Below are 25567 nucleotides of genomic sequence, written 5' to 3'. Positions count from 1 at the left end.
CCGCCCCCGCCACGACAGCGATCCCATGACAGCGACCCCATGACAGCGACCCCACGACGGAGGACCCCGTGACCCAGGACAGCACCGGCCCGCAGGAGCGGACCGCACCGCAGCACCGGACCGCACCGGAGCAGGCCCCCGAGGACCCCTCCGCGCCCGTGGCGCGGGTCGGCATCGTGATGGGCTCCGACTCCGACCACCCGGTGATGAAGGCCGCCGAGGAGGCGCTCGCGGAGTTCGAGATCCCGGTCTCCGTCGAGGTCGTCTCCGCCCATCGCATGCCCGAGGACATGGTCGCCTGGGGCCGCGGCGCCGCCGAGCGCGGGCTGCGCGTGGTGATCGCCGGGGCCGGGGGCGCCGCGCACCTGCCCGGCATGCTCGCCGCCCTCACCCCGCTGCCGGTGATCGGGGTGCCCGTGCCGCTGAAGCACCTCGACGGGATGGACTCCCTGCTCTCGATCGTGCAGATGCCCGCCGGGGTGCCGGTCGCCACCGTCTCCATCGGCGGGGCCCGCAACGCCGGGCTGCTCGCGGCACGGATCCTGGCCGCCGGGGCGGACGACGAGGCCGCCCGTCTGCGGGAGCGGATGGTCGCCTTCCAGGCCGAGCTGCGCCAGATCGCGCTCGCCAAGGGCGAGGCGCTGCGCGCCTCGCGGTGAGCGAGCCGGCGGGGGCGTCCGCCCCCGTGACCGACCGGGGCCGCATGTCCTGGGTGGACGTCGCCCGGGCGGCCTCGATCGTCCTGGTGGTGTCGTACCACACCGGCGTCGCCGCCGTCTTCGACCTCCTCCCGCGGCAGATCACGGACGCGGGGGAGTGGTGGCGGACGGCGAACCTGCTGCTGGTGCCCCTGCGCATGCCGCTGTTCTTCGTCGTCGCCGGCATGCTCGCCGTCGGGGCGCTGGCCCGCCCCTGGCCCGCGGTGCGCGGACCGCGGGTGACGAACCTGCTGTGGGCCTATGTGCTCTGGAGCGTGGTCTTCGCGCTGACGGCCTGGCCGCGCTACGCGCCCGACGACCCCTGGGGGTACCTGCGCGGCGGCCTGCAGAACATCGTGCTGTTCGCCTCGCCGTACTGGTTCATCGCGGTGCTGCCGGTGTTCTTCCTCGTCACCCGGTGGGGGCGGAACCGGCCCTGGATCCTGCTCGCGCTGCTGTTCCTCGCGTACCTGGCCAGCCCTGCGCTCGAGAGCTGGGTGAAGACGTTCGGTCCGGAGTTCATGATGGCCGCCGCCGGGGTCCGTCGGCTGACGGAGTTCGGGGTGTGGTTCGCCGCCGGGTTCGTCCTCTCGGACCGGCTGCGGGGCTTCGGCGCCGCTCCGCGTCCCCTGGTCGCGGTGATCGCCGTCGCGGCGAGCGGCCCCCTCTGCTACGCGGCGGTGATGGCGGGCCTGGATCCCGGCGCCAGGCGTCTCGCCCTGCTGGCGGCGAGCTGCGCCTCGGTCACCGCAGTGCTCGCGCTCTCCACGATGCTCGGCAGGTTCGCGCCGGCCGCCGCGCTCGGCCGCGTCGTCGGCTCGAGGACTCTGGTCATCTACCTCGTCCACCCGCTGGTGCTGAACGTCGTGGTGGTGCTCAGCCGCTGGGCGCTCGACCGCGGCGAGTGGGAGCGGTCCGCGGCGGCGGACCTGCTGCTGGTGCCGACCGTGATCGCGCTGTGCGTGGTGGTCGCGCTCCTCGTCAAGGCGGCCGCGGACAGGATCGGCGCCGACTGGCTGTTCGAGGTCCCCCGGCGGCTGCGGGGTCGGGGGGACGGGCCCGCGGCACGGCGGCCCGGCTCCCGTCGCACGTGATCCGGCGCGGTATCGTCGGGAGCATGACTGACACCCCCGCTCACCGGGTCGCCCCGGGGGCCGACATCGCGGACGACGTGACCATCGGAGACGGCAGTTCGATCTGGCATCTGGCGCAGGTGCGGGAGGGCGCTCGCCTCGGCGCCGGGTGCATCATCGGCCGCGGCGCGTACATCGGCTCCGGCGTCACCCTCGGCGACAGCTGCAAGATCCAGAACTACGCCCTCGTGTACGAGCCCGCGAGGCTCGCCGACGGCGTCTTCGTCGGCCCCGCCGCCGTGTTCACCAACGACCACTTCCCCCGCGCGGTCAACCCCGACCTCAGCCGGAAGGACGCCTCCGACTGGGAGGCCGTGGGCGTGACCTGCGAGACCGGCGCCTCGATCGGCGCTCGGGCGGTGTGCGTGGCCCCCGTGACCATCGGGGCCTGGTCGATGGTCGCCGCCGGCGCCACCGTGGTCGAGGACGTGCCCCCGCACGCCCTCGTCGCCGGCGTCCCGGCCCGACGCCTGGGCTGGGTGGGACGCTCCGGCGAGAAGCTCGTGCCGGCCTCCGACGGCACCGACGCCTGGGTCTGCCCCACCACCGGGGAGTGGTACGTCCCCGACGACTCCACCGGCGGGCTGCTGCTGGCCTCCTCGCCCCTCGCGGACGCCCCGCGGGCGACGGCGCCCCTCGACCCCGACGGAGACCCCGACGCGCAGCCCGACGGAGACCCTCACCCCCAGCCCGACGACCAGGACGGACGCACTGCATGAACATCGAGCTGACGATGATCCCTCCGGCGAAGCCGTTGATCGGTCAGGAGGAGCGGGACGCGGTGGATCGGGTGCTGGCCTCGGGGATGGTGGCGCAGGGTCCGGAGGTGGCGGCGTTCGAGGAGGAGTTCTCGGCGGCGCTGGTCGGCGGTCGTGAGGTGGTGGCGGTGAACTCGGGCACCTCGGGGCAGCATCTGGGGATGCTGGCGCTGGGTCTGGGGCCGGGGGACGAGGTGATCGTGCCGTCGTTCACGTTCGCGGCGACGGCGAACACGGTCGCGGTCTCCGGGGGAGTGCCGGTGTTCGTGGACGTGGATCCGGAGACGTTCACGGTGGATCCGGGGGCGGTGGAGGCCGCGATCACCGAGCGGACGGTGGGGATCCAGCCGGTGCACCTGTACGGGCACCCGGCGGCGATGGATCAGCTGGTCGAGATCGCGTCGCGGCATGGTCTGTGGGTGTTCGAGGACGCGGCGCAGGCGCATGGTGCGACGTGGGACGGGGCGCAGGTGGGCACGTTCGGGGACGGGGCGATGTTCTCGCTGTACCCGACGAAGAACATGACCTCGGGGGAGGGCGGGATGGTCGCCTGTGCCCGGGGTGAGGTGGCGCGTCAGGTGCGCCTGCTGCGGAACCAGGGGATGGAGGCGCAGTACGCGAACGAGGTCGCGGGGTTCAACAATCGGATGACGGACATCCATGCGGCGATCGGTCGGGTGCAGCTGGGGAAGCTGCCCGGGTGGACGGGGACGCGGCAGGAGAACGCGGCGTTCTTCGACGCGCATCTGGAGGGGGTGGTGACGCCCGTGGTGGCCGAGCGGGCCTCGCATGTGTATCACCAGTACACGATCCGTATCGAGGGGGCCTCGGCGGTGGAGCGGGACGGGTTCGCGTCCGCGCTGCGGGAGGAGCACAGGGTGGGGTGCGGGGTGTACTACCCCACGCCGGTGCATCGACTGGCGTCGTTCGCGACGGATCAGGAGCTGCCGGTGACGGAGATGCTGGCGCGCGAGGTGCTGTCGCTGCCGGTGCATCCGAGCATCACCGACCAGGACCGTGAGCGGATCGTCGCCGCGGTGAACGCTGTGGCGAAGGCGGGGGCATGAGCATGGCGAGGACGTCGGGGACCTCGAGGACGCTGCGGGCCGGGCTGATCGGTCTGGGCATGATGGGCCGCCACCACGCTCGCAACCTGCGCTCCCTGGAGGGTGTGGAGCTGGTCGCGGTGGCCGATGCGCAGGGCGATCCGCACGGCGCGGCACCCGGGCTGGAGGTGCTGCCGGACGCGGCGTCGCTGATCGCGGCGGGCATCGACTACGCGGTCGTGGCCGTGCCCACCCAGTTCCACCGGGACGTCGCCCTCGCTCTCGCCGAGGCCGGGATCCACACCCTGGTCGAGAAGCCGCTGGCCTTCGACATCGCCGAGGCCGAGGAGATCACCGATGCCTACGAGCGGGCCGGCCTGATCGGCGCGGTCGGCTACATCGAGCGGTACAACCCGGCGCTGCAGGAGATGCGCCGGCGCATCGCCGAGGGACAGCTCGGCGAGATCTACCAGATCGTCACCCGCCGGCAGGGCGCCTTCCCGGCCCGCATCGCGGACGTGGGCGTGGTCAAGGACCTCGCCACCCACGACCTCGATCTCACTGCCTGGGTGGCGCAGTCCCCGTACGCGAGCGTCGGGGCGACCTCGACCCGTCGTTCGGGCCGTGAGGACGAGGACATGGTCTCGGTCACCGGCACGCTGCAGGACGGCACCATCACCAACCACCTCGTGAACTGGCTGACGCCTTTCAAGGAACGCGTCACCGTGGTGACGGGGGAGAAGGGCGCCCTGGTGGGCGACACCCTCAACGCCGACCTCACCTTCCACGCCAATGCCGATGCGGCGACCAACCTGTGGGAGTCGATGGCCTCGTTCCGCGGGGTCAGCGAGGGCGACTCGATCACCTACGCCCTGCAGCGCCGCGAGCCGCTCGCGACCGAGCACGAGGCCTTCCGCGACGCGGTCCTCGGCGACGACTCCAACATCGTCACCATGCGCGAGGGCCTGCACACCGTCCGCACGGTCGAGGCGGTGCTCGAGAGCGCCCGGGACGGTCGCGTCATCACCCTCGGCTGATCCCCGCGGGAGGCCCGTCTCCCGCCGTGACGCTCCGACGGCGTCCGCGCCCCCGTTGCGGTCGCGAGCGCCGTCAGCGCTCCGGAGCGGCGAACAGCTCGCTGCCGGGCACCCACTCGTCGGCCAGGAACAGCTCCGCGTACTCGCCCAGCGGCGTCATCCCCCGCGCGGTCCGCACCGCGATCTCCCCTCGGGCGGCGCCCGTGATCAGCGCCTCGAAGCCCAGCGGATGGTCCACCACCGCCCGCACCGTGCGCATCCGGGAGCGCAGCTGCGGCAGGCCCGTGGCCTTGGCGGTCCTCGCCGCGGCGCGCCGGGCCGGGGAGCGCTCCGTGCGCCGCGGGGCCGCGGTCGGCGCCGGCTCGCCGCTGACGCTCGTGTAGAGCTCCTCGGTCATCGCGCGGTACCACTCGCGTGAGGCGATCGCCGCGTCGGGCGCGCCCTCGTAGACCTCCCAGACGTCCAGCTCGTGCATCGGCAGGGCCCAGTCGAGGCCCACGTGCTCGTAGGTGCGCATCGAGTTCAGGATGTACTTCGCCTGCCGCTCGCGCTGCCAGAACCAGCGCACGGCATCCATCGTCGAGCGCCGCTCGCCGGTGAGCGTGACCTCCTCGAAGAAGGTGCGCAGCTCCCGGACGGCCGCCGGGAGCCGCACCGCGCGCCGGGACCGCGAGCGCAGGGAGAAGTGCCAGGGCTCGAGCGCCCGCACGATCGACGCCGGGGTCACCTCGCGGCCGTGGCGCAGCGGCTCGTCCTTCGCGGAGCTGACCACCGTGTGCCCGGGAAGCACGATGCTCCCCGGAGGGAGGGTGCCGTCCGCGGTGAGCGACCGCATCGCGTACCAGTCCTGGATGTGCGGGAGCGACGCCCCGCCCGAGGCCTCCCGCAGGAACCTCGCGCCGGCGGGGCGGGTCCAGGCCTCCCGCAGCTGCGCGGGCGTGTGGGAGACCTGCTGCCAGGGCAGGCCCAGGCTCGCGGCGATCCGCTCCGAGGCGCGGGCCTCCGCGTTCCCCGGCAGGCCGTAGGTGAACGTGCGCACGTTCGGGTACCCGTCCCTCGCCAGCAGCGAGGCGAGCAGGCGGGAGTCCAGCCCGGCCGAGAGCGGCAGCGCGATCACCCTCCCGTCGGCGCGCTCGTACAGCCGCCTCATCGCCTCGTCCAGCGCCGTGGCGAAGGCGGTCGTGAAGGCGGCCAGGTCCGCGCCGTCGGGCTCCCGCAGCCGCAGACGGCGCTCGAGCCGGCCGGTCACCGCACCGCTGACCCGGTCGATGCGCACGGTCGTGCCGGCCGGTACCTGCCGCACGCCCCGCAGCAGGGTCCCGTCGCCGAGCGCGAGACCGGTGTGCAGGAACGCGGCGGCGACGTCGTCGGCCAGCACCCGTCCACCGATGGCGTCCGCCACCGCGAAGGCGTCCTCGGCCACATGGACCGCGCCGTCGTGGACCGCGTAGAAGAGCGGCCAGGACCGCAGATGGTCGACCGCGAGCACGATCTCGCGCTCGGTGAGCAGGACGGCGGAGAACAGCGCGCCGCCGGCGCGCAGGGACTGCGCGGTCACGGGATCCCCCGTGTCAAGGGACGGGGGCGCCGCGGCTCCGGGCGCCGTGCGCAGGCGCTGCCCTCGATCGTCCGCCGTCCACCGTGTACTAAGATGCGGGACGACGGTCAGCATGGTCTCCTCGCGGTCGGCGCGCCGGGACGCGAGTCGAGGTGACCCGCAGGTTCATCGTACTCACACCGATCGCGAGGTGGTCCGGCGTTGGTCTCCTCCACCGGGATCCGCGGACGGATCGAGAAGCTCACCACGAAGTACCCCACGCTCCGGCACGTGATGGTGCTGCTGACCGGCACCGCGCTCGCCCAGATCGTGGTCATGGGCGTCTCGGTGTTCACCGCCCGCATCTTCACCCCCGAGGCGTTCGGCCAGTTCGCCGTGTACGGATCGCTCACCGCGATCGCGACCACCATCGCCTCGCTGCGGCTGGACATGACGATCATGCTTCCCGAGGACGATGACGAGGCGCGACGGATCGCTCGGATCGCCACCCTCAGCAATCTCGTGGTCGCCGGGCTGTTCTCCCTCGCAGCCCTGGTGCTGCGGGACCTCGTCATCGCCCAGTACGGGGATCCCGAGCTCGCGTCGTGGCTGCTCATGGGTGGCTTCACCGTGTTCTTCGTGGCGCAGGCGACGATGATGCAGTTCTGGTTCAATCGCAAGACCGACTACCGCACGATCTCCCTGAACCGGGTGCAGCAGGCGGTGGGCTCCGCGGGCGGCCAGCTCGGCTTCGGCCTGCTGGGACTGCGCACCCTGCCCGGCCTGGTCTTCGGCACCCTGCTCGGACAGGCCTACGCCTTCGTCAACCTGCGGCTGCGGTCGAGGTCCCTGTTCCGACCCATCCCCGAGGGCACCGCGAGTGGGCTCGAGCTGGTCCGGCGCTACAAGAAGATGCCGCTGCTGAACATGCCCAACGCGCTCGTGGACTCGCTGCGGATCAACGGGATCACCCTGCTGATCGGCACCGTGGCGCTCGGCGCCGTGGGCCAGTTCAACCTGGCCTGGCGGATCCTCCAGGTCCCGATCGGGCTGATCAACAGCGCCATCTCCCAGGTGTTCTTCCAGAAGCTCGCCCGGGTGCGGCCGGGGGAGATGTACCCACTGGTGCGGGCCACGATCATCCGCTCGCTGCTGATCTCGATCGTGCCCTTCGGCCTGATCTACCTCGTCTCCCCGTGGCTGTTCATCCTCGTGTTCGGCCAGCAGTGGGACATGGCCGGGGACTTCGCCCGTGCGCTGACCCCGTGGCTCGCGATGCAGCTGGTGACCTCCCCGATCTCCACCGTCTTCGTGGTCACCGACAACCAGCAGTGGATGCTCGCCTTCTCCGTGGCGTTCTGCGCGGCGCCGCTGTCGCTGCTGTACTTCTCGCCGCTCCCGCTGCTGGACACGGTGTTCTGGCTCGGTCTGCTGATGGCGGCGATGCTCGCGCTGATGCTGGTGATGTCGCTGCTGGCCGCGCGTGGCTACGATCGCAGGCGGGAATCGGATCCCGCCGCACCCTCCGAGCCGACGGACCCCGCCGCACCCGGTGAACCCGACGGGCCCGCCGGGACCACGCAGCCCGCCGGGCCCTCCGCCTGACCGCGACGGTCCCCGACCCCGCCCCCCACCGTCCGAGAGCTGGAGGCCGCATGAGAGTCCTCGTCGTCCCGTCCTGGTACCCGAGCCCGCAGGAGCCGCTGAACGGCTCCTTCTTCCGCGAGCAGGCCCGGATGGTGGCGGAGGCGGGCCACGAGGTGATGGTGCTGGTGCCGCGCACCGTCCCGCTCGCGCGCTGGCGCGGAGCATCCCCGGTGCTCGAGCAGGACGGCGCGCTGATCGTGCTGCGGTTCAGCGTGCCCGCGCTGCCGCGCCCGCTGCAGCGGCTCGAGCAGGAGCTGATGGGGCACCTCGCCGAGCAGGCGCATCGCTCGGTCGGCGGCGAGCTGCCGGACGTGATCCATGCGCACTCCGTGATGCCCGGACTGCTCATCGCCCAGGACCTCGCCGTGCGCTGGGGGCGCGGCGTCGTGCTCACCGAGCATCGGCCCTCGAGCCTCACCGCGCCCCGCTCCGCGACCCGGCGCGCGCACCTGCTGCACGCCCTCGCGGACGCGGCCGTGGTCGCGACCGTCAGCGAGCCCTTCGCCGCGGCGATCGCCGAGCACTACGACATCGCTCCGCCCGAGGTGATCCCGCTTCCGGTGCCGGAGCGCTTCTTCGCCCCGGCCGCTGCGACCGCCGCCGCCGCCGAGCTGGCGGACCCCGCTCGCCCGTACACCTTCCTGCACGTCTCGAATCTCGTGCGCAACAAGCGCCCCGAGGAGACCCTCACGGCGTTCGCACGGGTCGCGGAGGAGGTCGAGGCGCACCTGGTGATCGCCGGAGGTACCCCGGAGCGGGCACGGGAGCTGCGCGACCGTGCGGCATCGCTCGGGATCGCCGAGCAGGTCGAGATCCTCGGCCGGGTCGAGCGCGACCAGCTGCCCGCGCTCATGGCGCGCAGCCACTGCCTCGTGCTCGCGAGCGCGCTCGAGGCCGGAGGCACCGTCCTCGGAGAGGCGCGCGCCGCCGGCCTCGCGGTGATCGCGACCGCGACCTGGGCGGGGCGTGCCTGGGTGGAGCCCGGCAGCGGCACCGTCGTCCCCGTCGACGATCTCGCCGCCCTCGGCACGGCGATGACGACCGCGGCGCGCGATCGTCGCGCCGCCCTGCCCGAGGAGCGCGACGCCATCCGGGAGCGGGCCCGGGAGATCTTCTCCGCCGACGCCTTCCTCCAACGTCAGCAGGACATGTACCGCCGGGCGGTCGAGGCGGAGCGCGGGCCCCGGATGCTCTTCCACGCCCCCTTCCCGATCGACCCCCGTCCCCAGGGCGCGAGCCGTCTGCGCCCGCTGCGCATGCTCGAGGCGTTCGCGGCCAGAGGGCATCGGGTGCATCCGCTGGTCGGTGCGCCGCGGCAGCGGGCGGTCGCCTATCGCGCCGCGCGCCGACGGCTGCGCGGGGGGCAGGACCTCGAGCTGCTGTACTCGGAGAACTCGACCCAGCCGAACCTCCTGGCGACCAGCGTGCGCGAGGGGATCGCACCCTTGCTGGATGCTCGGATCCTGCTGTGGGCCCGCCGTCGGGGGATCCCCGCCGGAGAGTTCTATCGGGACGTCTACTGGCGCTTCTCCACCTCGCTGCGCGCCGTGCGCACCCCGCGCTCCGCGGTGATGAACCTGCTCTACCGCCTCGACCTCGCTGCGCTGCGGCTGGCGCGGGTCCACCTGTTCCTGCCCTCGGAGCGGATGGCGCCGATCATCCCCGTCGCGGAGCGACGCAGCAGCGCCCTGCCGCCCGGCGCCACCGTCGTCGAGTCCGCGACCCCGCAGGGGCTGCACCTGCTGTACGTGGGTGGGCTCGGCGCCGAGTACGGTCTGGACGCCTGCGTCGAGGCGGTCTCCCGCACCCCGGGCGTCACCCTCACCCTGTGCGTCCCGCCGGCGCAGTGGGAGAAGAACCGTACGCGCTACGAGCAGCACCTGGGCACGCGGATCCGGATCGTCCACGGCTCCGGGCCCCAGCTCGAGCCGCTCTACGACGCGGCCTCGGCCTGCGTGCTGTTCGTCGAGCCGGGGGAGTACCGCACCTTCGCCGCCCCGGTGAAGTTCTTCGAGTACCTCGGCCACGGCAAGCCGGTGCTGCTCAGCCGCGGCACCCATGCCGGGGACCTGGGGGAGCGGCTCGGGATCGGCCCGGTCATCGACTACTCGGCCGAGGCGCTGCAGGTCGAGCTCGAGGACCTCCGTGCGCGCCCGGAGCGCCTCGCGGAGTATGCGCAGGCGGCGCGCCGGGCGCGGGAGGACCAGACCTGGCGGGCCCGCGCCCGCCAGGCGGCGGAGCGGCTCCGCGCTCTTCAGGGATGAGCATCCGGCGCAGCGCATCCGGCGCAGCTCGGCCCGGCGCAGCTCGGGACGGGCGGTCTCAGCGGACGGCGAGCAGCGGGGCGCGGAGCGGGCCGGCGATCGACCCGGCGGGGCCGTGACCCCTCACCAGCCGCTGTCGCGATAGCCGGCGAGGACCTCGTCCAGCGCCGCCTGCGGCGAATGATGCTCCTGCACCCATGGCCGGGTGGAGCGCTCCGCGGGGGCGACGAGCTCCTCGCGCACCAGGTCCACGACATCCGCGGCCGTGCCGGACATCCCGAGGTCCACCCCGCCCAGCACGGGCGGGACCACCAGCGAGGGGTGGCTGCCGTCGTACCAGCGCGGCTCCAGCGGTGCCACCAGCGGGACGTCCGCCGCGAGGGCGTCGAGCTCCGAGGCGCCCATGACGCCCGAGAGCTGCCCGATGCACAGTCGAGCCGCCCCGACGGCCGCCAGGAAGTCCGCATGCGGCATCCGCGGCACCAGCTGCACCCCGGCGTCCGCGGCCTGCCCGGCGAGCGGACCCCAGTCGAGGCCGAGCACCGCGGGGCCGGAGGGATCCGCCTGCGCCGCCGTCAGAGCACGGGCGATCTCGAGCGAGCGCGCCCCGCCCTTGACCGCCTCCCAGCGCGAGGTGAACAGCAGGTAGTCGCGGTCGCCGACCAGAGCGCGGATCTGCGCGGGACGCTCGCGGGGTGCGCGCTCCGCCGGCGGCACCGTGAGCGACACCGGCACCGGCACCAATCGCGCGTCCTCCCGCAGCGGGGCCACGTGCTCGCGCAGGTCGGGAGTGGCGTAGAAGACGGTCTGCGCCGTGCGGACGGTCTCGTGCACGAGATCGCGATGTCGCTGCTCGTACTGCGCGCTGCGGATGTCCGTGCCGTGGAGGTGGAGGGCGAAGCGCCGCCCGAAGGCCCATCCCGCATGCCGCCTCGCCAGGACGCTGTGCACGTGCACCCGTCGGGACCGTGCCCGGGCGGCGAGCAGCCTCGCCTCCCAGCGCAGCCCGCGGCCCGCCTTCACCGCGAGAGCCGCGGCGGTGCCGGGCTCCGGGGCGATGGCCAGGGGGAGCACGCGCCAGGTCCGACCGGTCTCCGCGGCGGCCTCGGCGAGCCGTGTCGCGGTGAGGGCCGGGTCGCTCAGGTGCAGGACGCTGGGGTAGTCGGGCTCGGGCATGTCTCGCTCGCTCCGTGGTGCGGTCTCCGGACTGGTGGTGCTGATCACGCGCAGAATAACGGGGGAACAACAGTGCGCACGGGGTGGTGCGTCGCTGACCGCGTGCCGTGGCCCACCGCATAGTCTGGCCCTCCGCGCCGCAACACCCGCACGGCACGATCCTAGGGCACGACCCCGGCGCCGCGACGACGAGAGGGCAGTGCATGGAGCACCTCCAGGCCTGGACGGCCACCGCCCCGCTCCTGGTGGCACTGCTCCTGCTCCTGTACGTCCCCGGGCTGCTCGTCCTGCGGCTCGCCGACCTCCGCTGGAACCTCGCTCTCGGCCTCGCCCCGGCGGTGACCTGCGGCCTGGTGGGCGTGGGCGGCATCCTCCTCGATCTCCTCGGCGTCCGCTGGGGGCGGCTCCCCTTCCTCGGGCTGGTCGCGATCGCCTGTCTTCTCGTGGTGGGCTACCGACTGCTCCTGCGTCGTGCCGGTCAGGAGGGCCGACCCCTCGGGGGGAGCGTCCCGCCGACGCGGTGGACCCGGCGCGACCGCCTGCTCGCGGGCGGCGCGGTGGGGATCGCCGTGCTCTTCCACTGGGCCCCCGTGGTGCTCGTCGTGGATCCGTCCTTCCCCAGCTCCCTCACCGACCCGATGTTCCACTACAACGGGATCAACGCCGTGCTGCACACCGGCAACGCATCGATGTTCGGGGCGATGGACTGGAACTACGGACTGCGGGTGCTGGACGTCAGCTATCCGGCGGTCTGGCACGCGCTGGCCGCTCTGGTCGCCGCGCCGGAGGCGGTGGTCGAGGTCGCGCACGTGCTCAGCTACCTCGTCATCCCTGCGATCTTCCTGCTGGGCATCACCTGCCTGGGTGCCGAGGTGTTCCCGCGCCGCCGCCTGATGATCCTGCTGACGCCCCTGGTCGCCGCCGGCTTCGTCGCCTTCCCGGACTACATGTCGGTGGGCAAGAGCTTCTGGCCCAATGCGCTCGCCCTCGCCCTGTTCCCCGGCGTGCTGGCCGCGGCGCTCTCCGTCGTCCTCGACGTCGCGCACGGGCGTCTCGCGCAGAACGCCGTGCGGTACGCGGGCAGTGCGCTCGTCCTGCTCGCGGGAGCGGCCGGGATGGTGCTGACCCATCCCACGTTCATCTTCACCGTGCTCTGGGTGTGCGCCCCGTGGGCGGTCGTGGTCGTGGCCCTGCTGGCGCGCCGGCTGTGGCGGGTGTGGCCCCGTCCCCGGGTCCTCGCGGCGGCCCTCCTCGCCGCAGCGGGCGCCGGCGGGCTGGTGGTGGTCGTCCTCGCCCATCCGCAGGTGCAGGCCGCGCTGTCGCGTCCGGTCCTCGGCGAGTGGAGCTCCTTCCTCTCGCGGCTGACCAGCACCCTGGTGCTCTGGCCCACCACGCCGAACCGGCTCGTGCTGACCGCTCTGGCGCTGTTCTACGGGAGCGTGACGGTGCTGGGGATCGTGGCCGCGGCGCGCACCCACCGCTCCCGCTGGGTGCTCGCCGCCTGGGTGATGCAGGCGCTGCTGATCCTCGGGGTGTACTTCCCGCTGCCGCTGCTGTCGAGCATCGCGGGGATCTGGTACTCGGACGTGTACCGGCTGTTCGCGATCCAGGTCGTGTTCCTCGCCCTGCTGCTGCCGATGGGCCTGGCGATGCTGTGGGAGCGCGGCGAGCGGGCCGACGAGCTCGGGGAGGAGTCCGTGAGCTGGCCGCGGCCTCTGCCCGTCCTGACCAAACTCGCCGGACGCGCCCCGGCGCGCGCCGCGGTCGTGCTGGTCCTGATCGTCCACCTGGCGCTCGGGGCCTTCCTGTCCTGGCGGATGGCGTACTCCCCGGCGGCGCCCTCGATCGGCGATCGCGCGATCATCGGCTCCGAGGAGGAGCTCGCGCTGCTCGAGGACCTCGACGACCTCGTGCCCGAGGGGGCGATCATCCTCGGCGATCCCCTCAGCGGCATCGGGTACGCCCCCGTCCTCGCCGACGTCGACACCGTGTTCACCCAGGTCACGGTCCGTTCCCTGGACAAGGACGGCGACTATCTCGCCCAGCGCTTCGCGGACATCCAGCAGGACCCGAGGGTGTGTGACATCGTGCGCCACTACGGCATCTCCTACTACTACGAGGACGATCCCGTGCGCTACGAGGGCGAGCTGCGCGACACCTCCCTGCCCGGGCTGTACGACGTGGACACCTCGGAGGGCTTCACCGAGGTGGCCTCGGCGGGGGAGGCGACCCTCTGGCGGATCGATGCCTGCGGGGAGATCGACGCCCGCGAGGACTGGTGGGATCCGCGGTGGCGGAACCGCACCGTGGTCACCGACGAGGAGCCCTCGCCGCAGGACGCCGCAGACTCGTCCACCGCGTCCGCCTCCACCGCGTCCGCCGCCCCTGCGCACGCCCGCGAGCTCCCCGCCCGGACCGCGGGCGCCTGACGCGGCCCGGTGCGGCTCAGGCGGAGGTCAGCTCCGTCAGGATCTCGCGCGCGACCTGCGCGTCGGACTCGAAGGACAGAGGCCGTGCGGCACGGTCCGCATGCTGCTTCCAGGTCCGCACCTCCTGCGCCGTCACGTCCCGCAGCGAGGCGGCGAGGGTCTCCGGGCGGAAGTCCGCGGCCACCGTGCCCAGCTCGTGCTCCCGGGTGAGGTCCGCCATCTCCGGAGAGGGCCCGACGGCGATGCCGAGCCGGGCCTGGACGTAGTCGAAGTACTTGTTGGGCAGCGTGAGCCGACCGTTGGTGTGCACCGGCGGGAGCCAGAACACGCCGATGTCGTAGGCGTTGAGGGTGTCCGGAAGGGTCATCGGCGGCACCGGGTCCAGGAAGCGGATGCGTCCATCGGCCGGGGCGCGCTCGGCGAGGGAGCGCAGATACCTGCCGCCGTCGTTGGCGGGCACCAGGTACAGGTCCAGGCTGAAGCGCTCGGGCAGGGCGCTGACCACGTCGATCGTGAGCTCGAGGTTGCGCCCCTGCACGGCGGCCCCCGAGTGCACCAGTCTCACCTGGTCCTCGCGGACCTCGCCGACGGGCAGGTCCCGGTACGGGGAGGAGTTGCGCATCGTGCGCGCCTCGACCCCGTAGCGGGAGCGGTAGAGGTCGCCGATCCGGTCGCCCACCGTGGTCACCGCCGCGCAGCGGGGCAGGTACTCGCGGCACAGATGGTCCATGAGGGGGGCGACCAGCAGCCGCCAGGAGAGGATGTGGGTGCGCTCCTCGGGCGCCCATTCGTGCATGTCCGCCCAGACGGGGGCCCCGGCGGCGACTCGATCGGCCAGGGCCAGTATGCGTGCCTCGTTGGCGACGACGGCATCGAACCGCCGCCCCTGCAGAGCGGTCAGCACCCACTGCGCCGCGGGGGCGGCGAGCTCCGCTCCGCGCCATCGCCGCAGGCCGAGCCTCGCGACCCCGAGCGGCGTCTGCGGCAGCGTGCTCAGGTCGTCGGGGACCTGGAGATGCTCGTCGGCACCCTCGGGCGCCGGCCCGAAGCCGACGGTGGTGACGCGGCCGAACTCGGCGACGACGGAGAGCTGCCGGAGCACTCGTGCATCCCGGTGGATGGGGGAGAGGCTGATCAGGAGCAGGGAGGGGCGGGCCACGGCGCCACACTATCGGAGGCCGCACGGCCGGGGCCCTCCCACCTCGCCACCGCGCCGGGCGGATCGCCGGGCGCTCGTGGGTCCGTAGACTGCCCCCCGAATGCAGATCGCCTGGTGGAGGAGAACGTCCGCATGAAGATCCTGTCCGTCGTGGGCGCGCGCCCGCAGTTCGTCAAGCTCGCCGCGATCGCCGATGCGGCCGCGCAGCGCGAGGACGTCGAGCACGTCATCGTCCACACCGGCCAGCACTACGACGCCGCGATGAGCGATGTGTTCTTCGCCGACCTGAGGATCCCCGCCCCGGACGTGAACCTCGCCGTCGGCTCCGGCTCCCACGGCCGCCAGACCGGCGCCATGCTGAGCGGGATGGACGAGGTGCTCGAGGAGCACCGTCCGGACTGGACCCTGGTCTACGGCGACACCAACTCCACCCTCGCCGGCACGCTCTCCGCGGTGAAGATGCACCTCAAGGTCGCCCACCTCGAGGCCGGGCTGCGCTCCTTCAACCGTCGCATGCCCGAGGAGCACAATCGCGTCCTCACCGACCACGCCGCTGACCTGCTGCTGGCCCCCACCGAGGTCGCCCGCGAGCACCTGACCGCCGAGGGCCTGGCCGAGCGCACCGTCGTCACCGGCGACGTGATGACCGACGTGTGCCTGCGCGTCGCGGCAGCCGTCGAGGGCACGCAGCTCGCCCTGCCCGAGGGCATCGACCCCACCGGCGAGTTCGCGGTCGCGACCATCCACCGCGCCGACAACACCGACGACCCCGACCGCCTGGCCGCGATCGTCGAGGCCCTGCAGGCGCTCGAGATCCCGCTGGCCCTGTTCGCCCATCCCCGCCTGGTCGCCAAGGCGGCCGAGGCCGGGATAGCGCTGGCAGGCGGCGCCGTCCACGTCGGCGCGCCCGTGGCCTACCCCGACCTCGTGGGCGCCGTGCAGCACGCCAGCGCGGTGGTCACCGATTCCGGCGGTCTGCAGAAGGAGGCCTACCTCCTGGGCACCCCCTGCTCCACCGTCCGCACCGAGACCGAATGGGTCGAGACCCTCGAGAACGACTGGAACCGCCTCGTCAGCGATCCGGCAGAGCTCACCGCCGCCGTGACCCGGCCCCGCCCCACCGCGGACCGCCCCGCCCACTACGGCGACGGACGAGCCGCCCTGCGCTCCGTCGACGCCCTGCGCGAGAGGGCCTGATGCGCTCCCGCTCCCGGACCTCTCGCCGGCACGGCGGCACCCGGCCGCCGCACGTGGTGGTCGCCACCCGCGTCTACGCCCCCGAGCCGGTCGCGGCCGCCTTCCGTCTCGAGGCGCTGGTGCTCGCGCTCGAGCGCGCGGGCGCCGAGGTCACGGTCCTCACCTCGACCGCGCCGGGGACGGGCGCCGCCCGCTCCCGTCATCGCACCGTGTCCCGCTGGCCGGTGAAGCGCGACGCCCAGGGCCAGGTGCGCGGGTACCTCTCCTATCTCAGCTTCGACGTGCCGCTCGCCCTGCGCCTGCTGCTGCGGCGGCCGATGGATGCGCTCGTGCTCGAGCCGCCGCCCACCACCGGGACGGTCGGGATGGTCGCGGCGGCGCTCCGGCGGGTGCCGTACACCTTCTACGCCGCGGACGTGTGGTCCGATGCGGCGGACAGCGTCGAGGGGGTGCCCTCCCTCGTCCTGGCCGCACTGCGCCTCATGGAGACGACCGTCTGGAAGCGCGCCACGCGCGTGCTGACGATCTCCCCGGGGGTGCAGCATCGGCTCGAGCAGCTCATCGGGCCCCGTGACCACCTGATCATGGTCGGCAACGGGATCGACGCCGACACCTTCACCGACCAGGGGCCCGCCGGAGGGGAGGAGGGCCCGTACTTCGTCTACGCGGGCACCGTCTCCGAATGGCAGGGCGCGGACGTCTTCGTCGACGCCTTCGCCCGGGTGCGCGCCGAGCATCCGCGAGCCCGTCTGCTGTTCTTCTCCGAGGGCAGCGGCCGCGACGCGCTCGAGGCGAGCGTGCGGGACCGTGGCGTGCAGGGCGTCGAGTTCCGGGACAAGATCCCTCCGGCCGAGGTCGCAGCCCACCTGCGCGGCGCCGTCGCCGGTCTCAGCTCGATCACTCCGGGGCAGGGCTACGAGTTCGCCCTGCCCACCAAGATCTACGCCGCGACCGCGACCGGCACGCCGGTGGTCCACGCCGGGGAGGGCGCGGCCCACGATCGGATCCGCGACAATGCGCTGGGCTGGGCCTGCGATCACGACGCCGAGCAGGTCGCCGCGGCGATGGATCGTGCGCTGCGGGGCGTGGACGTGCCCACGGGCGAGCACCTGCGCCGCTGGACGCTCGAGAACGCGTCCCTGGCAGGGTGCGCCGCGCAGGGCGCGGCGGAGGTGCTCGCCGGGATCACGCGCTCCTGATCCGCGCTGCCTCGCCCCGGGGCGGGTCCCGGGCCCCGCCCGCGGTTCAGCCGGACTCGCCGTCCTCGCAGTCCACCTCGATCAGGCGCGAGTGGGAGGTCTGGAACACGACCTCGCCCAGCGAGTCGTCGGCCTGCTCGATCGGCCCGTACCGCGGATCCCACTGGTAAGGGGTCCGCTCCTGGTACACGTACCCCACATGGGCTCGCCGCAGCGTCGCGCAGGCCTCGGCCGAGGTCGCGGCCTCGGGGACGGCGTCGACGAGCTCCTGGTCGGTGCCCTTGAAGGACATCCCCGCCACGGGGAACCTGACGGTCATCCCGTGCACGACGGCCATGTGCGCCGCCCCGGAGAACGGGCTGGCCAGCAGCACGGCGCCGTCGTCCATCTGCGGGGCGGCCCGTTCGAAGGCCTCCACCTCGTCCTGCTGCAGGAACCGTCCTCGGCCCTCGTACTCCCAGGCGAGGTTCTTCTGGGCGTTGTCGGAGCGGGTGGGGATCGAGGTGCCGGCGGCCACGAGCGCGAGGACGACCAGCGCGGCCGAGACGGGACGTCTCGCGGGCGAGGAGCGCACGAGGTGCAGCAGCAGCTGCAGGCCGGGGACCATCAGCAGCACGCTGAGCATCGCCAGCGGCATGGCGAGGCGGTCCTGGCCCCGGTAGAAGAGGACCGAGAGGTCCAGCGGCGAGTCGACCGCGGCATCGAGGTACAGGACGGCGATCACGATCCACGCGATCGCCACCCACCGCTGCGGGGAGCGCATGGTCCGGATCAGCCCCGGCCACCACACGAGCGCCATGACCACGCCGAGAGCCATCGGCCACACCGTGAGCAGCCCCAGCAGCACCTCGCCGAGAGCCGTCCACAGCGGCACCTGCAGGCCGCCCTCGAAGTTCGTCACCCCGGCGCCGAGCGGAGTCCAGGTGAGCACGCCGAGCGGCACCATCGCGAGCACCGGCACCGCGGCCAGCAGCGGTGCGGTGCGCCATCGCGAGGCCCCCGTGACCGTGGTCAGCACCGCCACCAGGATCAGCAGGGCCACTGCCGTGTTCGGCTGCAGCAGCGCGAGTCCGAGCAGCACCCCGAGCAGGACGAGCACGATCACCACCAGGCCCCGCCGGGTCGCGGGGACGGCTCGCGGCTCCTTCGCGACCGGCTCCGCCGTGGCGGGCACGCCGGGGGAATCGTGACGGGCGAGCACGGAGCGCCACAGGACCAGCAGCCCTGCCAGAGCCCCCGGCAGCATCGACATGGCCGTGAGGTTCGGGATCGCGGAGAGGTGGATCCACTCGTCGACCGGCGCCGCCGGCACCAGCACCGCCCCGAGCGCCGCCGCCGGCGCCGCCCATCGCACCGAGGGCCACAGCAGACGGGCCAGCAGCGCGATGCCGATCGTCCACGGCACCACGGCGAGCACCAGGGTGCTCGCGGTGAGCACCTCGGGGACGGTGCCGATGGGGACCAGCGAGGCCAGGCCGTGGAACGCGGCAGGGTAGAAGACCGGTTCGCCGACGGTGTTCGAGATGATCCCGAGGGTGCGGGAGGAGGCGTCGCCGAGGTCCCTGATGCGGGCGAGGGCACTGAGGTGGTACAGCGTGTCCCAGCGCTCGAGGATCCCGCTGCCGGTGCGGAGGGCGGCGAGGATGGGACCGAGCGCGATCACGAGGGCGAGCAGCAGCGAGGTCGGCACCCACCAGGTCTCCCGCAGGGAGTGGCGGGACCACCGTCCTCCGCGCCCGGACCTGCCGTCCCCGTCCCCGTCCCTGTCGCCGGCGCCCGGCAGCCGCATCCCGCATCGCGCCAGGAGCCCTGCGGCGCCCAGCATCACGAGCGCGGCGAGCGCGTAGACGGGAAGCCCCCATCGCACCCCGGCCGCCCCGGCGACGATCGCGGCGAGTCCGGCCAGTGCGGCGGCGAGCGGCGGGGCCAGGGCGAGGGCGAGGAGCCGGTCGGCGCCCAGCAGGCGCAGGGCGAGACCCGTGGGCAGGTAGGTCACGACCAGGACCACGGCGCAGATCCCGATCAGCACGGCTGTGGTGCTCAAGGCGTCTGCGGAGGGCCGAGCTCGCGGGTGCGGTACTCCTCGGGCGGGACCGCCTCGTCCAGTGCCATGCGCCGCGCGAGATAGGTCGTGCGCTTCTCCGCCGCCTTGGTGCGGGCCTCCTGCAGGGCGAGGAAGCCCAGCAGCACCAGGACGGTCATGTAGAGCAGGAGGTCGGCGCCGCGCCCGACGCCGACGAAGTTCGCCACCCGGCTCAGGGCGCCGGGGAACATCACGGTGAACACGGCGAAGACCGCGAAGGCGATGACCAGCAGCCGGCGCACGGCCAGCTGCTTCGCGCCGCGCTTGACGAACAGCCATGCGACGATCACCACGATCCCCAGCACCAGCAGGAGCTGGATGATGAAGGTGCGGTTGCTCACCAGCGTCGGTCCGAGGCCGAGGAGCATCTCCTGCTCGCCCATGGGCTCACGCCTCCTCTGCCTGCTGGTGGGTGGAGGCGGAGCCGTCGCCGAGCACGAGGCGGGGCGTGCCGGTCCAGTTCTCGGCGGTGGTGATGTTGCGGCCGTCCACGACCAGCCTCACCCCGGGCACGTCCGCGGCGGAGAGCTCGCGGTACTCGGGATGGTTGGTCTGGACGATCACGAGATCTGCCGCGTCCCCGAGGTGGTAGGGCGCCCAGCCGAAGCCGGCCAGCTCCTCGTCGTCGTAGAAGGTGTCGTGGACCGCGACCTCCGCACCGCGGGCCCGCAGAGCCTCGACCACGGGGAACACGCCGGAGAACGCGGTCTCCTTCACCCCGGCCCGGTAGGAGGCGCCGAGCACCACGGCCCGCAGCCCCTGCAGGGACCCGAGCAGGTTCGCGGCGCGCTCGACGAGCTTCGCGGGCACCGAGGCGTTCAGGGTGCGGGCGGTGCGGACCGTCTCCGCGACCGGATCGGTCGAGAGGTACAGCCGCGGATACACCGGGATGCAGTGCCCGCCCACCGCGATCCCGGGCTGGTGGATGTGGGAGTAGGGCTGCGAGTTGGACGCCTCGATCACCTTGTACACGTCGATGCCGTGGTCCTGGGCGAACAGCGCGAACTCGTTGGCCAGCGCGATGTTCACGTCCCGGTAGGTGGTCTCGGCGAGCTTGGCCAGCTCGGACGCCTCCGGGGAGCCGAGATCCCACACCCCGTTCGCACGTGCCAGATCGGGACGCTCGTCGAAGCTCAGCGCGGACTCGTAGAACTCCCGCGCCCGCACCGCGCCCGCCTCGGTCAGGGCACCGATCAGCTTGGGATACTTGCGCAGGTCCTCGAACACGCGCCCGGTCAGCACCCGCTCGGGGGAGAACACCGCGAAGAAGTCCTCCGACTCCATCAGCCCGGAGATCTCCTGGATCATCGGCACGAACCGCGTGCGCAGCGTCCCCACCGGCAGGGTCGTCTCGTACGAGACGAGGGTCCCCGGGCTGAGGTGCTCGGCCAGCGAGCGGGTCGCCTGGTCCATCCAGCCGTAGTCCGGCTCCCACGAGGCGTCGTCCACGAACAGCGGCACCACGATCACCACCGCGTCCGCGCCCGGGATCGCCTCGGCGTAGTCCGTCGTCGCCCGCAGCCTCCCGGCCGGCACCAGCTCCGCCAGCTTCTCCGCCAGATGCGCCTCGCCGGGGAACGGCTCCTCGGCCCGGTTGATCAGCTCCACCTGCTGCGCGTTCACATCGACCCCGACCACCTCGTGGCCGGCATCGGCGAACTGCACCGCGAGCGGCAGGCCGATCTTCCCCAGGGCGACAACAGCAGTCTTCACAATGCTCCTCCTCGTGGGGCACCACGTGGGCGCCGTGCGCGTCGTCGACCACCGGGGGCGGTCCACCGTGACAGGGTATCCTCAACCGCGGTCCCGGAGCCTCGCGCTCCGCCGCCCCGCCGTCGGCGGATCTCCCCGAGCTCGGTCGACCCGAAGGAGAGCCTGTGAGCACGTCCGACGCTCCGTCCGAAGGCCAGGGCGTCCCGGCCGCACCGGGCGCCGACACCACCTGGTTCGTGGTGCCGCTGTTCAACGAGGGCCAGGTCGTGGGCGATGTCATCCGCGATCTGCGCACCCGCTACCCGCTCGTGGTGTGCGTGGACGACGGCAGCGCGGACGACTCCGCGCGGGTCGCCGAGGAGGCGGGTGCCGCGGTGGTGCGCCACCCCTACAACATGGGCCAGGGCGCCGCCCTCAAGACCGGCATCGACTACGCGCTGCGCGACCCGGGGATGCAGCAGGTCGTGACCTTCGACTCGGACGGCCAGCACCAGGTGGACGATGCCGCCTCGATGGTCGCCCAGCGGGAGGCCGACGGGGTGGACATCGTGCTCGGCTCGCGCTTCCTGGACGCGCGCACCAAGCCCGGGGTGCTCAAGCGCATCGTGCTGCGCGGTGCCGTCTGGTACACGAACATCACCTCCGGCGTGCGCCTGACCGATGCCCACAACGGGCTGCGCGTGCTGGGCCGCGAGGCCTGCGAGAAGATCACCATCGAGCAGAACCGGATGGCGCACGCCTCCGAGATCGTCGAGGAGATCGGTCGTCACCGGCTGACCGTGTCCGAGCACCCGGTGCACATCCTCTACACGGACTACTCGCGCTCTAAGGGCCAGCCGATGCTGAACTCGGTGAACATCGTCATCGACATGCTCTTCCGCTGAGCTCCGCCCGCGTCCGCCGTGCTCCTCTCCTGCGGGGAGCGGGACGGCGGGCACGGGGATCACCCGCCGTCGGGCGCGGGCTCGGCCGAGCCGTCGGCGACCTCGGCGAAGAACGCGGCGACCTCGTCCTCGTCCGTGAGGATCGCGACGCCGGAGTTCTCGGTCTGGTACTCCGGGTCGGTGACCGGGATCGACAGCGTCCGGCCCGAGCCCATCGCACTGCGGGCGGTCAGGGCCATCCGGCCCACGTCGATGATGCCGGTCCCCTCGCTGGTGGTCAGCGCACCCGAGCCGGCGCCCGCGAGACGGACCTGCGCGAGCGGGTTCAGCATCACCGACGGCGAGGTGACGCGGTCCATGAGGGACCCGATGAACTCCTGCTGACGTTTCTGTCGGCCGATGTCCGCCGTGGGGTCGAAGTACCTCGCGCGCACGAAGGCGAGAGCCTGCTCGCCGCCCACGTCGTGACAGCCCTCGGTCATCACCAGGCCGGACTTCTCGTCGTCGACGTCCTGGTCGATGCAGAGGTTGACGTGCCCGACCGCATCCACCATCTGCGAGACGCCGTCGAAGCCGATCTCCACGTAGTGGTCGATGGCCAGGCCGGAGAACTGCTCCACGGTCTCGACCAGCAGCGGCGCGCCGCCGAAGGAGTAGGCGGCGTTGAGCTTGTAGCGGCCCTCGCCGGGGATGTCGACGAGGGTGTCGCGGGGGAGGGAGATGAGGTAGCTGTTCCCGCCGGGCGCCTTGTGCAGGAGCATGATCGTGTCGGTGCGGGCTCCTTCGGTGCCGTCCTCGCCCACCGCCTCCCCGTCGCGGCGATCGGACCCGGCGATGAGGTAGGTCGTGCCCGGGGTGTTCGCGGCATCGGACAGGGCGTCCACGTGCTCGATCCGGCTGTCGGCCCAGAGCGTCAGGCCGGCGCCCCAGCCCAGGACCACGACGAGAAGCAGCGCGAGCAGCGTGGCGCCGAGTCGCAGCGGACGCGGGATCCGCGAGCGGCGTCGACGGGAGCGGGACGGGCCCCCGGGAGGCGGACCTCCGGGACCTCCCTCCCGCGCGCCGCCGTACGCACCGCCGGCAGGTGCACCGTCGACCGGTGCCTGCGGCGAGCCCGCCCGGTGGTGGATCGAGGCGGCGCGGCGGCCGTCCCGTGCGGCGCCGGCGTCCGAGCGGGCGTCGGGGGCGGGCTGCTGGGCACGGGGCAGCGGCCGCGTGGGCGTCGGCCCGGCATCGCCGGACGAGCTCCTCGCGGAGGGCGCGGGGGCGGACCCGGGGCGGGGGACGGGACGTGCGCTCCCCCCGGCGCGGGCGCGATGCCCGCCGGGGCGGCGCGGGCCTCCGGCACGCGGGGAGCGGGGCGGCGGCTGATCGCTCACTGCTGTCTCCTTCCCGGTCGGGGCCGTGCGTTCCTGGTTCGTCGTCGGCGTGCCGTGCTCGGCGGACCGAGCGGGCCTCCGCGCGGACGGCGCTCGCCAGAGTAGCGGCCCGCGGCGGCCGCCGCGCCGGTGGGCCGCGGCGTGGAGGGCACCTTCCTGCGAAACTCCCGAGAACCTTCACACCTCGGTCATGGGGGTGGGCGGAGCGGACGCGTCCCGCTCCGTACACTGGGGAGGCGCCGCCCTGGCGGCACGGAACAGCAGCAGGAGGCGCAGTGACCCATACCGCAGCATCCCCCGGCGACCCGATGTCGCAGTCCGGCTCCGCCCACCCCGAGGCGCGCTCGGCGCGCATCGTCGCCGTGGTCGTCACCTACAACCGCGAGACGCTCCTCGAGGAGTGCCTGGACGGGCTCGCGGCGCAGGAGCGACGGCCCGACGCGGTCGTCGTGATCGACAACTCCTCGACCGATGCCAGCGGCGCCGTCGCTGACGCGCACCCGATCGGCGCCGATGTCGTCCACCTGCGTCGCAACGTGGGAGGGGCGGGAGGCTTCGCCACCGGCATCGCGCGGGCCCTGGTGCGCCACGACGCGGACTGGATCTGGGTGATGGACGACGACACCGTCCCGCGGCCCGGTGCCCTCGCCGGCCTCCTGCGGGCCCTCGAAGCCTCCCCGGTGCGGCTCAGCGTCCTCAGCTCGCGGGCCGTCTGGACCGACGGGCGGGACCATCCCATGAACACCCCGCGCACCCGGCTGGGCGCCGGCGCCCAGGAGAAGGCGGACGCCGCGCGCGCCGGAGGACGTCCCATCCGCACCGCCAGCTACGTCTCCGCGCTGCTGAACGGCCAGGACGTGCGCCGGCTCGGCCTGCCCCATGCGGACTACTTCATCTGGTCCGACGACTTCGAGCACACCGGCCGCCTGCTGCGCCACGGGCGCGGCCTGCACGTCCCGGGCTCGGTCGTCGAGCACCGCACCGCGCGCTTCGGCAACGCCCAGGCCAATCCCGGCTCCCGCTTCTACTACGACGTGCGCAATCGCCTCTGGGCGCTGCTGCGCACCTCCTCGTTCACCCCGCTGGAGAAGATCCTGCACGGCGGCCGCACCGCCCTGGGCTGGATGCTGCTGCTGGTCCGGCATCGCGGGGACCTGTTCGGGGTGGGCCTGCGCGGTCTGGCCGCGGCGCTGCGGCGGGGACCGCGCCCCTCGGCCACGGTGCTGGCGGCCGATGGCGAGGCCGCCGCGGACGTCCGCGCGATCGAGAGGGCAGCGGGCCGGTGACGGCGCAGGGGAACCGGGGGAGTCCGGAGGCGTCAGCAGGGTTCGCGGTGCTGATGCCGCTGTGGGGGCGCGATCTGCCCGACCGCGTGGAGCTCGCCCTGACCTCCGCCACCGTGGATCAGCAGCGACAGCCGGACCTGCTGATCCTCACGGTGGACGGTGAGCTGCCCGCCGCCCTCGAGGACGTCGTGGACCGGGTCGCGGCGGGGGAGTGGGGGCCCTCCCGCGTGCTGCGTCACGATGCTCATCGCGGGGTCGCCGCCGCGCTCCAGGACGGCCTCGAGATGAGCCCGTACGAGCTGGTCGCCCGCGCCGACGCGGACGACCTGTGCCGCCCCGAGCGCTTCGCGCTGCAGATCCCGCGCATGCAGAGTGCGGGGCTGGACCTGCTGGGCTCGGCGATGCGCGAGTTCAGCGACCGGCTCCCGCCCGGGAAGGGCCCTCTGCGCACCCGGCCCCTCACGCACGAGGAGATCGTGGCGTACCTGCCCCATCACAGCCCTTTCCACCATCCGACCATGGTGCTGCGGCGCTCGGTCGCGCTCGCCGTCGGGGGCTACCGGGACCTCCCCCTGCTGGAGGACTACTGGCTCTGGGAGCGGATGATGCTCGGCGGCGCCCGGATGGGGAACCTCCCCGAGGTGCTCGTCGACTATCGCGTCGACGACGAGCTCTTCGCGCGCCGCGGCGGCCGGCGCCTGTTCGCGAGCGATCTGCGGTTCCAGAAGCGGATGGTGCGGGACGGCGTCACCACGCCGGGCCTGTTCGTGCGCAACGTCGCGCTCCGGGGCGCCTACCGCTTCGCCCCGGGCTGGCTGCGCCGCGTCGGCTATCGGCGCTTCATCGAGAAGGGCGCCGAGGAGGGGAGGTCGGCGTGAGGGTCGCCACATCACGGGCGGGGTCACCTCCTGGTCGTCTCCCGTTCACCCAGCTCGAATACTG

General features: G+C 73.1%; 20 protein-coding genes. 13 read left to right on the top strand and 7 right to left on the bottom strand.

Features of this window, described 5'->3' with window-relative positions; translation table 11 throughout:
• Positions 1-158 precede the first annotated feature (158 nt).
• From purE to ACT3SP_RS13540, 5 genes are read left to right on the top strand one after another with little or no spacing between them, the layout of a single operon-like run.
• Positions 159-659, top strand: a complete 501-nt coding sequence (gene purE, locus ACT3SP_RS13560; RefSeq protein WP_444587856.1) for a 5-(carboxyamino)imidazole ribonucleotide mutase — start codon at positions 159-161, stop codon at positions 657-659.
• Positions 660-703: 44 nt separating this feature from the next.
• Positions 704-1792 carry an acyltransferase family protein gene (locus tag ACT3SP_RS13555; protein WP_444587828.1) on the top strand — a complete coding sequence of 363 codons (1089 nt, stop codon included), beginning with the start codon at positions 704-706 and terminating at the stop codon, positions 1790-1792.
• A gap of 23 nt (positions 1793-1815) precedes the next feature.
• Positions 1816-2550, top strand: a complete 735-nt coding sequence (locus ACT3SP_RS13550; RefSeq protein WP_444587827.1) for an acyltransferase — start codon at positions 1816-1818, stop codon at positions 2548-2550.
• Positions 2547-3656 carry a DegT/DnrJ/EryC1/StrS family aminotransferase gene (locus ACT3SP_RS13545; RefSeq protein ID WP_444587826.1) on the top strand — a complete coding sequence of 370 codons (1110 nt, stop codon included), beginning with the start codon at positions 2547-2549 and terminating at the stop codon, positions 3654-3656. Before ACT3SP_RS13550 ends, ACT3SP_RS13545 begins: the two co-directional genes overlap by 4 nt.
• Positions 3653-4672 carry a Gfo/Idh/MocA family protein gene (locus tag ACT3SP_RS13540; protein WP_444587825.1) on the top strand — a complete coding sequence of 340 codons (1020 nt, stop codon included), beginning with the start codon at positions 3653-3655 and terminating at the stop codon, positions 4670-4672. The genes ACT3SP_RS13545 and ACT3SP_RS13540 overlap by 4 nt, the downstream gene beginning before the upstream one ends.
• 73 nt (positions 4673-4745) lie before the next feature.
• On the opposite strand, the gene ACT3SP_RS13535 is transcribed toward ACT3SP_RS13540, so the two are convergent.
• Positions 4746-6230, bottom strand: coding sequence for an asparagine synthase-related protein (locus ACT3SP_RS13535; RefSeq protein ID WP_444587824.1), 1485 nt, complete (start codon positions 6228-6230; stop codon positions 4746-4748).
• A gap of 201 nt (positions 6231-6431) precedes the next feature.
• Here ACT3SP_RS13535 and ACT3SP_RS13530 point away from each other — a divergent pair, with 201 nt between their 5' ends.
• Together ACT3SP_RS13530 and ACT3SP_RS13525 are read left to right on the top strand one after the other, a co-directional pair.
• Positions 6432-7814 carry a lipopolysaccharide biosynthesis protein gene (locus ACT3SP_RS13530; RefSeq protein WP_444587823.1) on the top strand — a complete coding sequence of 461 codons (1383 nt, stop codon included), beginning with the start codon at positions 6432-6434 and terminating at the stop codon, positions 7812-7814.
• A gap of 50 nt (positions 7815-7864) precedes the next feature.
• Complete coding sequence (locus ACT3SP_RS13525) at positions 7865-10120, top strand: glycosyltransferase (protein ID WP_444587822.1); 2256 nt, start codon at positions 7865-7867, stop codon at positions 10118-10120.
• Between the two features lie 123 nt (positions 10121-10243).
• On the opposite strand, the gene ACT3SP_RS13520 is transcribed toward ACT3SP_RS13525, so the two are convergent.
• Positions 10244-11296, bottom strand: a complete 1053-nt coding sequence (locus ACT3SP_RS13520; protein ID WP_444587821.1) for a hypothetical protein — start codon at positions 11294-11296, stop codon at positions 10244-10246.
• Positions 11297-11499: 203 nt separating this feature from the next.
• Here ACT3SP_RS13520 and ACT3SP_RS13515 point away from each other — a divergent pair, with 203 nt between their 5' ends.
• Positions 11500-13725 (top strand): DUF6541 family protein, encoded by a 2226-nt coding sequence (locus tag ACT3SP_RS13515; protein WP_444587820.1) that lies wholly within the window; start codon positions 11500-11502, stop codon positions 13723-13725.
• A gap of 16 nt (positions 13726-13741) precedes the next feature.
• Here ACT3SP_RS13515 and ACT3SP_RS13510 read toward each other — a convergent pair whose 3' ends face one another.
• A complete protein-coding gene (locus tag ACT3SP_RS13510; RefSeq protein WP_444587819.1) occupies positions 13742-14884 on the bottom strand; it encodes a hypothetical protein in 1143 nt (380 codons plus the stop codon).
• A 132-nt stretch (positions 14885-15016) separates the two neighbouring features.
• Here ACT3SP_RS13510 and wecB point away from each other — a divergent pair, with 132 nt between their 5' ends.
• Both wecB and ACT3SP_RS13500 read left to right on the top strand, forming a co-directional pair.
• Positions 15017-16081, top strand: coding sequence for a non-hydrolyzing UDP-N-acetylglucosamine 2-epimerase (wecB, locus tag ACT3SP_RS13505; protein ID WP_444587818.1), 1065 nt, complete (start codon positions 15017-15019; stop codon positions 16079-16081).
• Entirely contained in the window at positions 16081-17280 is a 1200-nt protein-coding gene (locus ACT3SP_RS13500; protein WP_444587817.1) for a glycosyltransferase family 4 protein, read from the top strand. Before wecB ends, ACT3SP_RS13500 begins: the two co-directional genes overlap by 1 nt.
• A 46-nt stretch (positions 17281-17326) precedes the next feature.
• Here the strand turns inward: ACT3SP_RS13500 and ACT3SP_RS13495 are convergent, their stop codons facing one another.
• Genes ACT3SP_RS13495 through ACT3SP_RS13485 form a run of 3 tightly spaced genes read right to left on the bottom strand, consistent with a single transcriptional unit; the run spans position 17327 to position 21076 of the window.
• On the bottom strand, positions 17327-19324 hold the full coding sequence (locus ACT3SP_RS13495; RefSeq protein ID WP_444587816.1) for a DUF6541 family protein: 1998 nt from the start codon (positions 19322-19324) through the stop codon (positions 17327-17329).
• The gene (locus ACT3SP_RS13490; protein ID WP_444587815.1) at positions 19321-19746 is read right to left on the bottom strand and encodes a DUF2304 domain-containing protein; all 426 of its coding nucleotides are present in this window, start codon (positions 19744-19746) and stop codon (positions 19321-19323) included. The genes ACT3SP_RS13495 and ACT3SP_RS13490 overlap by 4 nt, the downstream gene beginning before the upstream one ends.
• 4 nt (positions 19747-19750) lie before the next feature.
• Positions 19751-21076, bottom strand: coding sequence for a nucleotide sugar dehydrogenase (locus ACT3SP_RS13485; RefSeq protein ID WP_444587814.1), 1326 nt, complete (start codon positions 21074-21076; stop codon positions 19751-19753).
• Positions 21077-21240: 164 nt separating this feature from the next.
• On the opposite strand from ACT3SP_RS13485, the gene ACT3SP_RS13480 reads away from it, so the two are divergent.
• Complete coding sequence (locus tag ACT3SP_RS13480) at positions 21241-21960, top strand: glycosyltransferase family 2 protein (protein WP_444587813.1); 720 nt, start codon at positions 21241-21243, stop codon at positions 21958-21960.
• A 59-nt stretch (positions 21961-22019) separates the two neighbouring features.
• Here the strand turns inward: ACT3SP_RS13480 and ACT3SP_RS13475 are convergent, their stop codons facing one another.
• Positions 22020-23339 (bottom strand): LCP family glycopolymer transferase, encoded by a 1320-nt coding sequence (locus ACT3SP_RS13475; RefSeq protein ID WP_444587812.1) that lies wholly within the window; start codon positions 23337-23339, stop codon positions 22020-22022.
• Between the two features lie 275 nt (positions 23340-23614).
• Here ACT3SP_RS13475 and ACT3SP_RS13470 point away from each other — a divergent pair, with 275 nt between their 5' ends.
• Together ACT3SP_RS13470 and ACT3SP_RS13465 are read left to right on the top strand one after the other, a co-directional pair.
• Positions 23615-24625, top strand: a complete 1011-nt coding sequence (locus ACT3SP_RS13470; protein WP_444587811.1) for a glycosyltransferase family 2 protein — start codon at positions 23615-23617, stop codon at positions 24623-24625.
• A 53-nt stretch (positions 24626-24678) separates the two neighbouring features.
• Positions 24679-25503: a glycosyltransferase gene (locus tag ACT3SP_RS13465; RefSeq protein ID WP_444587855.1), complete on the top strand. Its 825-nt coding sequence runs from the start codon at positions 24679-24681 to the stop codon at positions 25501-25503.
• The last annotated feature ends 64 nt before the right edge of the window (positions 25504-25567 follow it).

Origin of the sequence: Brachybacterium sp. AOP43-C2-M15 (assembly GCF_052446295.1) — a bacterium.
Taxonomy (GTDB): Bacteria; Actinomycetota; Actinomycetes; order Actinomycetales; family Dermabacteraceae; genus Brachybacterium.
This window is presented reverse-complemented; position numbering and strand designations above follow the sequence as displayed.